The sequence below is a fragment of the Nocardia sp. NPDC006044 genome, assembly GCF_042871115.1.
In the GTDB taxonomy this organism is placed as follows: Bacteria; Actinomycetota; Actinomycetes; order Mycobacteriales; family Mycobacteriaceae; genus Nocardia.
In genome coordinates this window covers 1,077,202-1,089,856 of the sequence record NZ_JBIAID010000002.1, presented here as the reverse complement: position 1 = coordinate 1,089,856, position 12,655 = coordinate 1,077,202, and the positions used below count along the sequence as shown (strand labels likewise).

Sequence of the window (12,655 nt, the reverse complement as noted above, 5' to 3'; positions counted from 1 at the left end):
CCCGTTCGGATTTCACCGCCGTGCGCGTAGTGCCGGGAACACCTCCTCCTGGAGGTAGGTGTCGAGATCACGTCCCTTGCGCTGGGCCTCGAGCACCGCGACGCCGTGCTGCTCGGCCCGCTGGATCAGCAGCTCCCGCGAATCCCGTTCCACCCCACCGCCGATGAGCAGTATGCCGACCGGGTCGCGGTCGAGCACCGCGAGTGCGTCCGCGTCGGCGATCACCCCGTGCGCGGTGAACCCCTGCGCCTGGATCTGCGGAATCGCCGAGTCCACAACGTTCCGGCCGCGGCCGATGACCAAGATATCCATTGTCCTCATACCCCTATCGGTGTCAAATCCGCTGTGGTGGTCGTGTTTTCGTGCTCCGCCAGCCTCGCGTCCTTCGGCAGTGCGAGGAATCCGAGGCACATCAGCGCCAGCATGCCGATGCCGTACCAGAGCGTGTACTCGAAGGTATTGGCGAAGTTCACCGCGTTGGCGTCCGCGCCGGCCGCGGTCAGCGCCTCGCCGACCTCCGCGCCGCCGGTCGGCGAGGCGCAACTGTCCGGCACCACGGTCGGGTCGATCTGCGCGGATCGATCCCGTACGCAGGCCCGGAAATTGGCGAGAATCTCGTCTTGTGCGGGTGCCGGCACTCCGGCCTCGGCGAGCTCGGACCGGATCTGCGGGGTCACCGCGTCCACCCCGCGTGCTGAATCATGGTCCAGCTGCGTGAAGAACACGACGCCGACCAGTGCCACCCCGAGCGCGGTGCCGAGTTGCTGCCCGGTATTGAGCAACCCGGACGCCGCGCCCGCCGCGCTCGCCGGCACCTGACCGAGCAGCAGGTCGATGGTCGGCGCGACCACCATGCCGAACCCGGTGCCGGTCACCAGCAGCGGGAAAACCATCTGCCACGAGGCGATCTCGGCCCCGTAGTGCGTAGCGAGCCAGCCGTAGGAACCGAACCCGATCGCGTTCACCACTCCGCCGGCGATCAACACCCGCCTGCCGAACCGCGGCGCCAGCGCCCCGACCGAAATGCCCGCCCCCACACCGGCTCCCACAGCGAAGAACGCCGCCGTCAGCCCGGCCCGCATCGGCGACCAGCCGAGTCCGGACTGCATGAACAGCGTCCACACCAGGAAGAACCCGCCGAGCCCGATCCAGAACAGCAGCCAGCTGCCGAGCCCGATCGCGAACGGCCGGGAGCGGAACAGGCCGAGGTCGATCAGCGGCGAACCGACGGTGCGCATCCGCCGCCGCTCGTAGGCGACGAACGCGCCGAAGGTCAGCAACGCGGCCACGATGAGCGCGAAAGTCCAAGCAGGCCAGCCCAGCCGGCGCCCCTCGGTGATCGGATAGACGAGCAGCAGCACCGCGCCGACGGCCAGCACCATGCCGGTCACATCCAGCCGCGGTGGCGCGGGCGAACGCGAATCCCGCATCACGACCGTCGCGGCGATCAGCGCGGCGATGCCCACCGGGATGTTTACCAGGAAGATGGGCCGCCAAGTGAGGTCGAACAGATCCCACTGCACGAGCAGCCCGCCGAGCGAAAGCCCGACCGCAGACGCGGATCCGCCGACCCCGCTGTAGAGCGCAATCGCCTTGGCCCGTTCGTGTTCCGGGAAGGTGGCCCGGATGATGGCCAGAATTTGCGGCACCATCAGCCCCGCCATCGCGCCCTGTACGAAGCGTGACGCGATGAGCATGGCCGGGTCCGTGCTGAGCCCGCAGGCGGCGGACGCGAGGGTGAATCCGGCCATGCCGACGAGGAATACGCGTTTGCGCCCGTACAGATCGCCGAGCCGGCCGCCGGTGATCAGCACCGCGGCGAACGCGAGCACGTAGGCCGCGACGATCCATTCGATCTGGGCGTACTGGGCTTCGAGATCGGACTGGATGCTCGGGACGGCGACATTGACGATCGTGACGTCGAGCAGATCCATGAAGCCCGCGGCGAGCACGACCGCGAAGGCGATCCAGCGGCGCGGGTCGAGATTCGGTGGGGGTGGGGTGTCGGTGGGGTGCGGGTCGTGGTCCACGGCGGCTCTCTTCGACTCGATGGGCGTGGCGACGTGTCAAACTATGCACCTGAAGTGATGATCACGCAATATGGCAATCATTTCATGTGCGTTAACGGTATGCTGGGCGGGTGACCGAAGCCGATTCGACGTTCGTGCCGCTGGCCGACCAGCCGGCGTTCCTGCTCGGCCAGCTGGGGGCCTACACCGGCGGCCGATTCGGCGAGCTGCTCGCTCCGCTCGGCATCGGTCCCCGGCATTTCGGCATGCTGCGGGTACTGCGCGAACACGACGGGCAGACGCAGCAGCAGTTGTGCGAGACGCTCGGCATCCATCGCAATGTGATGGTCGGGCTGGTCGACGAATTGGCGAAGCGACGGCTGGTCGAACGGCGCAGACACCCGACGGATCGCCGGGCCCACGCCGTGTATCTGCTGCCGGCCGCCGATGACGTGCTCGGTCGCGCGCAGGCGGCGGTGACCGCCCTCGACGGCGAGCTGTTCGCCGGGCTCGACGCCGAGGAGCGGGCGACGTTGCTCGGGTTGTTGCAGCGCACCGCCGCGAGCAACGGGTTACGTCCGGGGATTCATCCCGGACTCACCCACGAGCGAGTGCGCCCCTGCTGACGTAATTCACAGGAGCACACCGGGATTCAGGATGCCCGCCGGATCGAGCGCGGACTTGGCCGCGCGCAACGCGAGCGCGAACGGTTCCGGGCGTTGCCGGTCGTACCAGGGCCGGTGATCCCGGCCGACCGCGTGGTGATGGGTGATGGTGCCGCCCGCGGCCGAGAGCGCCTCGGAGACAGCGGCTTTGATCTCGTCCCACTGGGCGACCGTGCTACCCCAGCGACCCGCGGCGTAGACGCCGAAGTACGGTGCGGGCCCGTCCGGATAGACATGGGTGAATCGGCAGGTGACCACGCCGGTCGCGCCCACCGCGCGGATCGCCTCGTTCGCCGCAGTGGTGACGGCGGCCTTCAACTCGTCGAATCTCTCCCAGGTGCAGGCGGTTTCGAAGGTCTCGGTGATCATCGACTGGGCCGCGAGCGCGTCGCGCTGATAGGGCATGCGCAGGAACGACGAGCGCCAGGTATCGGCGGTGCCGCCGCCGTGGGTGGTCGCGTCCGAGTCCGAATAGCGCACCGGTTCGGGCAGTGTGCCGCCGTGGTCCTCGGCGATCTCGACGGCGCGTTCCATCCACGGCCGGATCGGGTGGTCCGCGGACTCGAAGCCGAGTACCAGCACCCCGCCCGCGGTCGCCGCGCCGGCATTGAGGAAGGCCTCGGCGGGATCGAGCAGCCGGCAGTTGGCCGGGTACAGACCGGATTGCGCGACGGCGCGGGTGGCGGCGACCGCCCGGCCGTGGTCCTCGAAGTGCACGGAAGTCGTTGCCCGCCAACGCGGCCGGTCCTGTAGACGCATCCAGGCCTCGGTGATCACGCCGAGCGTGCCCTCGGAGCCCAGGAACATCCGATCGGGCGCGGGCCCCGCTCCGGAACCGGGCAGCCTGCGGGATTCGCCGACGCCCGCGGGCGTCACCACGCGCATCGACTCCACCAGGTCATCGATGTGGGTGTACAGCGTCGCGAAGTGCCCGCCCGCCCGGGTGGCCAGCCACCCGCCGAGGGTGGAGAACTCGAACGACTGCGGAAAATGCCGCAGCGTCAGATTCGCTTCGCGCAGTTGACCTTCCAGCGCGGGCCCGAACACCCCGGCCTGAATCCGCGCGGCCCGGCTGGTGGGATCGAGCTCGAGCACACGGTCGAGCGCCCCGAGGTCCAGGCTCACCGCACCGGCGAAGTCCCCGTCGAGCCGCGGCTCCACGCCGCCGACCACGGAAGTGCCGCCGCCGAAAGGGATTACGGCGATGTTCGCCCGGCTCGCCCAGTCCAGCACGTCGACGATGTCCGCCTCGGTGCGTGGGCGGATCACCAGGTCGGGCGGAGTTCCCACCTCGCCGAGCAGATTTCGCACCACATCGCGGAACGCCTGCCCGTGCGCGTGCGCCGCGCGATCGGCGGGATCGACGGAAACCAGCTCGGCCAGCGCGTCTGGCGCGGCGACCCGCGGCGCGGGCAGCGCGAGCGACTCGACCGCCGGCGGCTCGTGCACGGTCAGGTCGGCGCCCGGCAGGATCGCCGCGACCCGCTCGGTCAGCGCCGCCCGCTCCGCCCCGCCGACCGCGTCCTCGACGTTGCCCCAACCCCACCACGACCGCGTCTTCGCCGACACCGGGACTCCTTTCCGCCGGGCTCGCGCCCGCCGCGCAGGCTATCGCACCACGGGTAGCCACGCCGGGTTCGCGGGACGAGAATCGGGAACGGCCGAAATCGATGCCGGGATTCGGGAATGATCCTCGGCGGTCGTCCGTTGAGCTATTCGACAACGTTGAGTGTGTCGGGCTCAAGTTTGAGTTGACTCCCGATGATAATTGGGTGCAGGATTGAGCCGACCACGCTCAGCGTTGCTGGGACCGTGCTCCGCCAGGTGTTTGGGGGCTAGGTCTCGCGGCACAGGGTGACCTGGCCGCAGGGCGGCACCCGCCCAGCACCCGACACCAGTAAGTACGTCAAATAGGAGGAACAACAATGGCTCGTGCGGTCGGAATCGACCTCGGGACCACGAACTCGGTCGTCGCCGTACTCGAAGGCGGAGAACCGGTGGTCGTGGCCAACTCGGAAGGATCGCGTACCACCCCGTCGATCGTCGCCTTCGCGAAGAACGGCGAGGTGCTGGTCGGCCAGCCGGCCAAGAACCAGGCCGTCACCAACGTCGACCGCACCATTCGCTCGGTCAAGCGCCACATCGGCACCGACTGGACCGTCGAGATCGATGGCAAGAAGTACACCCCGCAGGAAATCAGCGCGCGCACGCTCATGAAGCTGAAGCGCGACGCGGAGGCCTACCTCGGTGAGGAGATCACCGACGCGGTCATCACCGTGCCGGCGTACTTCGAGGACGCCCAGCGTCAGGCCACCAAGGAAGCCGGCCAGATCGCCGGCCTGAACGTGCTGCGCATCGTCAACGAGCCCACCGCGGCCGCGCTGGCGTACGGCCTGGACAAGGGCGACAAGGAACAGACCATCCTGGTCTTCGACCTCGGTGGCGGCACCTTCGACGTCTCGCTGCTGGAAATCGGCGAGGGCGTCGTCGAGGTCCGCGCCACCTCCGGCGACAACCACCTCGGTGGTGACGACTGGGACGAGCGCGTGGTCACCTGGCTGGTGGACAAGTTCAAGGCCAGCGCGGGCATCGACCTGACCAAGGACAAGATGGCGCTGCAGCGGCTGCGTGAGGCCGCCGAGAAGGCGAAGATCGAGCTCAGCTCCTCGCAGAGCACCTCGATCAACCTGCCCTACATCACCGTCGACGCGGACAAGAACCCGCTGTTCCTCGACGAGCAGCTGACCCGCGCCGAGTTCCAGAAGATCACCTCGGACCTGCTCGACCGCACCCGCGCGCCGTTCCAGTCCGTGATCAAGGACGCGGGCATCAACGTCGCCGACATCGACCACGTCGTGCTCGTCGGTGGCTCCACCCGTATGCCCGCCGTCTCCGAGCTGGTCAAGGAACTGACCGGCGGCCGTGAGCCGAACAAGGGCGTGAACCCGGACGAGGTCGTCGCCGTCGGCGCCGCGCTGCAGGCCGGTGTGCTCAAGGGCGAGGTCAAGGACGTCCTGCTGCTCGATGTGACCCCACTGTCGCTGGGCATCGAGACCAAGGGCGGCGTGATGACCAAGCTCATCGAGCGCAACACCACCATTCCGACCAAGCGCTCGGAGACCTTCACCACGGCCGACGACAACCAGCCCTCGGTGCAGATCCAGGTATTCCAGGGTGAGCGCGAGATCGCCTCGCACAACAAGCTGCTGGGCTCGTTCGAGCTGACCGGCATCCCGCCGGCCCCGCGCGGCGTGCCGCAGATCGAGGTCACCTTCGACATCGACGCCAACGGCATCGTGCACGTGACCGCGAAGGACAAGGGCACCGGCAAGGAGAACACGATCAAGATCCAGGACGGCTCCGGCCTGTCCAAGGAGGAGATCGACCGGATGGTGAAGGACGCCGAGCAGCACGCGTCCGAGGACAAGGCCCGCCGCGAGGAGGCCGAGACCCGCAACCAGGCCGAGTCGCTGGTGCACCAGACCGAGAAGTTCATCAAGGAGAACGAGGACAAGGTCCCCGCGGAGATCAAGTCCAAGGTGGAGGCGGCCATCGCCGAGGCGAACGAGGCGCTCAAGGGCACCGACATCGCCGCGGTCAAGGCGGCCGTGGAGAAGCTGGCGACCGAGTCGCAGGCACTCGGCCAGGCGATCTACGAGTCCTCGGCCAACGAGTCGGCCGCGTCCAGCAACGGATCCTCGGCCACCGACGCCGATGACGAGGTCGTCGACGCCGAGGTCGTGGACGAGCCGGTAGACACGGAGAAGAAGTGACCAACGGCAACGATTCGGAGCAGCGCAACTCCGAGCAAGAGCCGGTCACCTTCGTCGACAACCGCAAGATCGACCCGGAGACCGGTGACGTACGGGAGCCGGCGGCGGAGTCCGCCGCCGGCCCCGGCCCGGACGCCGGGAACGGCACCGACTCGATCATCGGCACCGCGCAGGGCGCCGAGCTGCTGGCCGACGCCATCAGCAAGGAACTCGCCGAGCGCACCGCCGACCTGCAGCGGCTGACCGCGGAGTACGCCAACTACCGGCGCCGCGTCGAACGCGATCGCAAGACCGCGATCGACACCGCCAAGGCCGCCGTGGTCACCGAATTGCTCGGCGTGCTCGACGATCTCGATCGGGCCAGGGCGCACGGCGACCTGGACAACGGACCGCTCAAGTCGGTGGCGGACAAGCTGGCCACCGCGCTGCACAAGCAGGGCCTGGAGGAATTCGGTTCGGAGGGTGAGCCTTTCGACCCGACCCTGCACGAGGCCGTGCAGCACGAGGGCTCCGGGCACGACCCGGTGATCGGGCTGGTCATGCGCAAGGGCTATCGGTTCGGCGAACGGGTGCTTCGGCACGCGCTGGTCGGGGTAACCGATGGGGTGGCCGACGCGGCCACAGCCGATTCGACCAAGGCATCGGACGCTGATGCCGGCGCGAACAAACAGTAACTCCGCGGCTCGAGCGTCGGGCACGGAGGCGGTAGCGGAGCGTAACCACGCAGGGCCCCGCGAGTGCCGCGAATCGAATACTGCGAGAGGAGGAGATATCCGGTGAGTCAACGGGAGTGGATCGAAAAGGACTTCTATAAGGAACTGGGTGTCTCCTCCGGCGCCTCGCAGGACGAGATCAAGAAGGCGTACCGCAAGCTCGCGCGAGACCTGCATCCGGACGCCAATCCCGGTGACACCAAGGCCGAGGAGCGGTTCAAGACCGTCAGCGAAGCGCACGCGGTGCTGTCGGATCCGGCCAAGCGCAAGGAGTACGACGAGACCCGCAAGCTGTTCGCGGGTGGCGGTTATCCACGCGGCGGCTTCACTCCCGGTGCGGGCGGCGGCTTTTCGCAGGACTTCAACATCGGCGACATCTTCGGTACCGCGAACGCGGGCGACGGTGGCCTCGGTGACCTGCTGGGCGGTCTGTTCAACCGCGGCGGCACCCGCACCACGAGCCGGCCGCGTCGCGGGGCGGACGTGGAGACCGAGACCACCCTCGGGTTCCGCGAGGCCGCCCAGGGCGTCACGGTTCCGTTGCGGATGACCAGTCCGTCGCCATGTACCACCTGTCACGGCAGCGGCGCCAAGCCGGGCACCAGCCCGCGAGTCTGCCCGCACTGCAACGGGACCGGCGTGATCAGCCGCAACCAGGGCGCGTTCGGCTTCAGCGAGCCGTGCGACGACTGCCGGGGCACCGGCTCGATCATCGACGACCCGTGCGTCGACTGCCACGGCAGCGGCATCCAGAACCGCACACGCACCATCACGGTGCGGATTCCCCCGGGAGTCAGTGACGGGCAACGGATTCGGCTGGCCGGACAGGGCGAGGCGGGCCTGCGGGGCGCGCCGTCGGGCGATCTGTTCGTCAGCGTGCACGTCAGCCAGGACAAGGTCTTCGGCCGCAACGGCGACGACCTGACCCTGGTGCTGCCGGTCAGCTACAGCGAATTGGTGCTCGGGACCACGGTTTCCGTGCCGACGCTGGAAGGGCGCGTAGGCGTCAAGGTGCCGCCCGGCACCGCGGACGGCCGCATCCTCCGGGTGCGCGGTCGTGGCGTGCCCAAGCGCGGCGGCGGCGCCGGTGACCTGCTGGTCACCGTCAAGGTCGCGGTGCCACAGAAGTTGGACGACAACGCAGCCGAGGCGCTCCGGCGCTATGCGGAGGCGGAGAAGGCAAGCGGATTCGATCCACGGGCTGGATGGGCAGGTGCTTGATGTCCCATGATCCGAAGCAGGCGTCCAGCGGGTCGCGGGCCGAGTTCTTCATGATCTCGGTGGCGGCCCAGCTGGCGGGCATGCACGCGCAGACCCTGCGCACCTATGACCGTCTGGGACTGGTTACGCCACAACGCACTTCGGGCGGCGGGCGACGCTACTCGGCCAGGGACGTCGAGCTGTTGCGCGAGGTGCAGCGGCTGTCTCAGGACGAGGGCGTCAACCTGGCGGGCATCAAACGCATCATCGAACTGACCAACCAGGTCGAGGAATTGCAGCAGCGGGTCGCCGAACTGGCGGCCGAGCTGGATCGGCTGCGGGCCGGCTATCGGCCGGATCTTTCGCCGCCGCAACGCAGTACCGCACTCGTGGTCTGGCAACCGCGAAATCGCCGTGGTATTTGAGCGAATGACAGTCCCGCAACAATACTGAATACGGCTGGCTAACTATCGGGTCGCCGGCCTCGGAGAATTGATCGTGCTCCGAGGTCAGCGGCCCGAAGTCGGATTCAACCGGGGATTTCGAAGGATAGCCAACGGTAAGCCGAGACGTGGTGTGCGCCAGGGCATCAGCGCCTCGGCTTCGGGGCGATAGCCGACTGGTCAGTTTCATCGCAGGCCCCCGTGGCGTGGCGTGCGGCGTGGACCGACTCAGTCGGTCGATCGCCCAGTGGTGTTGCCGTGCGGTCGCTCTGGGATCGCTACCGGTACGAGGATTGCAGAACGAGTCATGCAAATTCAGTGTATCCGTGACTGATTTCACTCGTTTTTTACGGTCTGCCAGTCGGTTTCGTGAGTGTTTTGCGCTGCCCCTCCTCGTTTCCGGGGAATTACATGCTTGTTGTTTAAACGGAGGATTCCGCTGCTGGCAAACCTCGCCTACACTCCTTGGCAACGGCTGCTGACGAGTGTCCCGCAGCACCTCACTCGCCGGCACAGTTTGTGTTCGAGTGCGAAATGGGGTTGTGACACAAATGGATTCGCGGACTGTCGCTTTGATCAGAACGACGTTCAAGGCGGTTGCTGCGGAGGAAGGGGGGCCGGAGAAATTAGCGAGATCGTTCTACGCGATCCTATTCACCGACTACCCCCAAGTCCGCGATTTCTTTCCAGCCGCCATGGACGCACAGCGTGATCGCCTTGTCAAGGCCATCGCCTACGTCCTGGACCGGTTGGAGGAGCCGAACAAACTCCTGCCGTTCCTCGCTCAGCTCGGGCGCGACCATCGCAAATACGGTGCGCAGCCCGCGCATTACACCGCGGTCGCCGTCTCGCTGAAGACCGCGATGCGGGTGTACGCGGGCACCGAGATGTGGACCGACGAGGTCGACCAGGCCTGGGACGAAGGCCTGAAGATCATCGGCGACACCATGATCGGCGCCGCGGAGAAGGAAACCACGCCGCCGGTCTGGACCGGCACCGTGGTCGAACGCCGCGACGTGCTGCGCAACCTGGCCGTGCTGCGGTTGCAGCTGGATCAGCCGATGCAATACGCCGCCGGCCAGTACCTCAGCGTGCAGATCCCGTCCCGGCCGCGGATGTGGCGCTATATGTCGCCCGCCGTGCCCGCGAATGCCAACGGGGAGATCGAGTTCCACGTCCGCGGCGTGCTCGGCGGCTGGGTCAGCTCGGCCATCGTCGGCCAGACCGCGATCGGTGACCAGTGGCTGCTCGGCTCACCGCTCGGCGGCCTCGGCATCCCGCGCAACACCAAGCGCAAGATGCTGATGGTCGGCTGCGGCACCGGCATCGCGCCGCTGCGCGCCCAGCTGATGGCGATGGCGCAGCGGCGGACCAACCCGAAGGTGCATCTGTTCGTCGGCGGTCACCACCCCTGTGACCTCTACGATCTGGACACGTTGAACAGCCTGGCCGTGGCCAACCGCTGGCTGACCGTCACCCCGGTCACCGAACACGACGAAAACCCTTGGTGGTACACCGATCCCGGCGAACTGGCGCCCGCGTACGCGGGGCTGGAGCCGCGGTTGACCGGCCAGATCGGCAAGGTGGTCGCCAGCTTCGGCGCCTGGGCCGACCGGGACGTGCAGATCGTCGGCTCGCCGTCGATGGTGCAGACCACCAAGTTCCGCATGATGGCCGCGGGGACGCTCACCAAGAACATCCGCCACGACCCCCTGTTCTGACCGGCCGTCCGGGATTTCGACCCCTCCCGTAATCCCGGACCCAGTCGGAATCCGGTCGCGCCCAGTACCGCGACCGGATTCCGGCTATAGACCTTCGAATTGGATGCGCTCCGGCGGAGTTCCGGTGGCGAGCAACCGGTCCACCGTCGCGTTGACCATGGCGGGGGAGCCGCACACCAGCACCTGATGATGGTCGAACGCGCCGTGCGAACCGACCACCTCCGCGAGCGTGCCGAAGAGCATCTCGTCCGGCGGGAAGCCGATGTTCACCCGGCTGCGCTCGTACCACTCGTCGGCCCAGCTGGGATCGTCCGGGCTCTCGACCACGGGAATCACGGTGAGCCAAGGCAATTCACCGGCCAGCAGGAACAGCATGTCCGAGGCGTACAGGTCGCGCGGGGTGTGGCCGCCGAAGAAGAGGTAGGTGGGCGGCGGCTCCGGCTCGCGCGCCAGGTCCAGGATCTGCGCGCGCAGCGGGGCCAGCCCGGTGCCGCCCGCGATCATCACGATTTCCTCGCCCGCGGGGTCGACCGCGAAACTGCCGAACGGGGCACGGATCTGCCATTCGTCGCCGGGCCGGGTGTCGGCCACGATGGAGCCGCTGCACCAGCCGCCGGGCACCGTGCGCACGTGGAACTCCAGCTTGCCGTCCAGCGACGGCGGCAGCGCCGGGGAGAGCCTGCGCCGCATGCTGGGTTGCTGCGGCACGGTGACCTCGACGGACTGCCCCGCGAGAAACGGGACGAACTCGCCGATCAGCCGAATCACCGCCAGGTCGTGGCGGATTCGATGGTGCCCGACGACCGTGGAGGTCCACTCCGTCGGGTGGTGTGCGCCATTGCCCCGCGCAGCCGGGTCCCCCGATGTACTACCCACCCCGCGGACTCCGTCCGCTGCCGTCCCCCATGGGGACCTCCTTCGTCAAACCGGATCGGAGCTGATGATGTGCTCCGGAGTGCCGACCGCGATCAACGCGCGCCGGGTGTCCGCGATCATCTTCGCCGATCCGGCGATCTGGATCTGCCGGTCCGCCCACGCGCCGAAGCTCGCGACCACCGCGCCCAGATTACCGATCAGCCGCCGGTGCATGCCGTATGGCTCTTCCTGCGGCGGATGGGGGTACCACCACGGATTGGTCTTCTGTTCACAGACCGGGACGATGGTGAGCCACGGATTGCTCTGCGAGAGCTGCCACATGTTCTCCACGTCGTAGAGGTCGCAGGGGTAGCGGCCGCCGATGAAGAAGTGCACCCGCGGGTTGATGCCGCGCTGGCCCATCTCGATCAGCTGCGCGCGCAGCGGGGCGATCCCGGTGCCCGCGCCGATCAGCAGCACGTCGCGACCGCTGTCCCGGTCGACGTGCAGGCCGCCGAGCGGTCCGGCGATCTGCCAGCGGTCACCGACCCTGGTCTCGTTCACGATGGCCGGGCTGACCCAGCCGCCGCGGATCTTGCGGACGTGGAACTCGATCTCGCCGTACGGGTTCGCCGGGATGGCGGGGGAGAAGTAGCGCCACATCTTCGGCCGCTGCGGCACGGTGAGCGGCACGTACTGTCCGGCCTGATACGGGATCGGGCTCTCGGATTGCAGCCGCACGATGGCCAGGTCCTCGAGCACCCGGCGGTGCCCGACCACGGTCGCCTCCCAATACGGCTGGGATTTGTCCGAGTTCGCGCCGATGGCCATGGACGCGGAGATCAGGATGGTGATGTCGCGCCAGCCCTCCTCCAGCCCGCGATGCCAGGTCCCGATGCCGTTGTACGCGCGGAACGCCGAGAGCAGGGCCCGGCCCGCGGCGTCGTAGTGCGCCGCGTCGACCCCGTATTTGCGATGATCGCGGGCCAACTGCTCCAGGAACTTCTGCGCCCGCCCCCAGTCCTCGAGGTGATCGAGCACGTACTGGATGGCGGTGACGATCCGCTTGGCCTGCATTTCCATCGCAGGCGGGAAGAGTTCACGCAGTTGCGGGTTCTCGGCGAACAAATGGCCGTAGAACGCGCTGACCAACCGCTCGGGTCCGTGCGGGGACTCGATCACCGCACGGAAGTTGGCGCGGACCAGCGCAGCCGAACGCGCATCCACGACGCGAAGCTTCCTTTCCCTCAGTTCTGCCCGGGAACGTATCCGTAAC

Annotated in this window: 11 protein-coding genes; 6 read left to right on the top strand and 5 right to left on the bottom strand. The window is 67.9% G+C overall.

Features of this window, described 5'->3' with window-relative positions; genetic code table 11:
- Nucleotides 1–12: 12 nt before the first annotated feature.
- Together ACFYO1_RS22555 and ACFYO1_RS22550 are read right to left on the bottom strand one after the other, a co-directional pair.
- Entirely contained in the window at nt 13–312 is a 300-nt protein-coding gene (locus tag ACFYO1_RS22555) for a hypothetical protein (protein ID WP_387234132.1), read from the bottom strand.
- 5 nt (nt 313–317) lie between these two features.
- Nucleotides 318–2,030, bottom strand: a complete 1,713-nt coding sequence (locus ACFYO1_RS22550; protein ID WP_387234129.1) for an MFS transporter — start codon at nt 2,028–2,030, stop codon at nt 318–320.
- 110 nt (nt 2,031–2,140) lie between these two features.
- On the opposite strand from ACFYO1_RS22550, the gene ACFYO1_RS22545 reads away from it, so the two are divergent.
- The gene (locus tag ACFYO1_RS22545; RefSeq protein ID WP_387234126.1) at nt 2,141–2,635 is read left to right on the top strand and encodes a MarR family winged helix-turn-helix transcriptional regulator; all 495 of its coding nucleotides are present in this window, start codon (nt 2,141–2,143) and stop codon (nt 2,633–2,635) included.
- Between the two features lie 6 nt (nt 2,636–2,641).
- Here ACFYO1_RS22545 and ACFYO1_RS22540 read toward each other — a convergent pair whose 3' ends face one another.
- Nucleotides 2,642–4,243, bottom strand: a complete 1,602-nt coding sequence (locus tag ACFYO1_RS22540) for an FAD-binding oxidoreductase (protein WP_387234123.1) — start codon at nt 4,241–4,243, stop codon at nt 2,642–2,644.
- A 356-nt stretch (nt 4,244–4,599) separates the two neighbouring features.
- Here ACFYO1_RS22540 and dnaK point away from each other — a divergent pair, with 356 nt between their 5' ends.
- The 5 genes from dnaK to ACFYO1_RS22515 all read left to right on the top strand — a co-directional run bounded on the left by dnaK (nt 4,600) and on the right by ACFYO1_RS22515 (nt 10,524).
- Nucleotides 4,600–6,447, top strand: a complete 1,848-nt coding sequence (gene dnaK, locus ACFYO1_RS22535; protein WP_150400106.1) for a molecular chaperone DnaK — start codon at nt 4,600–4,602, stop codon at nt 6,445–6,447.
- Complete coding sequence (grpE, locus tag ACFYO1_RS22530; RefSeq protein ID WP_387234120.1) at nt 6,444–7,121, top strand: nucleotide exchange factor GrpE; 678 nt, start codon at nt 6,444–6,446, stop codon at nt 7,119–7,121. The genes dnaK and grpE overlap by 4 nt, the downstream gene beginning before the upstream one ends.
- Before the next feature lie 102 nt (nt 7,122–7,223).
- Nucleotides 7,224–8,381, top strand: coding sequence for a molecular chaperone DnaJ (gene dnaJ / locus ACFYO1_RS22525; RefSeq protein ID WP_150400104.1), 1,158 nt, complete (start codon nt 7,224–7,226; stop codon nt 8,379–8,381).
- Nucleotides 8,381–8,785, top strand: coding sequence for a heat shock protein transcriptional repressor HspR (locus ACFYO1_RS22520; protein WP_364724558.1), 405 nt, complete (start codon nt 8,381–8,383; stop codon nt 8,783–8,785). Before dnaJ ends, ACFYO1_RS22520 begins: the two co-directional genes overlap by 1 nt.
- 569 nt (nt 8,786–9,354) lie before the next feature.
- Complete coding sequence (locus ACFYO1_RS22515) at nt 9,355–10,524, top strand: FAD-binding oxidoreductase (protein ID WP_387234116.1); 1,170 nt, start codon at nt 9,355–9,357, stop codon at nt 10,522–10,524.
- Between the two features lie 84 nt (nt 10,525–10,608).
- Here the strand turns inward: ACFYO1_RS22515 and ACFYO1_RS22510 are convergent, their stop codons facing one another.
- Both ACFYO1_RS22510 and ACFYO1_RS22505 read right to left on the bottom strand, forming a co-directional pair.
- Entirely contained in the window at nt 10,609–11,400 is a 792-nt protein-coding gene (locus ACFYO1_RS22510) for an FAD-binding oxidoreductase (RefSeq protein ID WP_387234114.1), read from the bottom strand.
- A gap of 45 nt (nt 11,401–11,445) precedes the next feature.
- Nucleotides 11,446–12,606 (bottom strand): FAD-binding oxidoreductase, encoded by a 1,161-nt coding sequence (locus ACFYO1_RS22505; RefSeq protein ID WP_150400100.1) that lies wholly within the window; start codon nt 12,604–12,606, stop codon nt 11,446–11,448.
- Nucleotides 12,607–12,655: the final 49 nt, after the last annotated feature.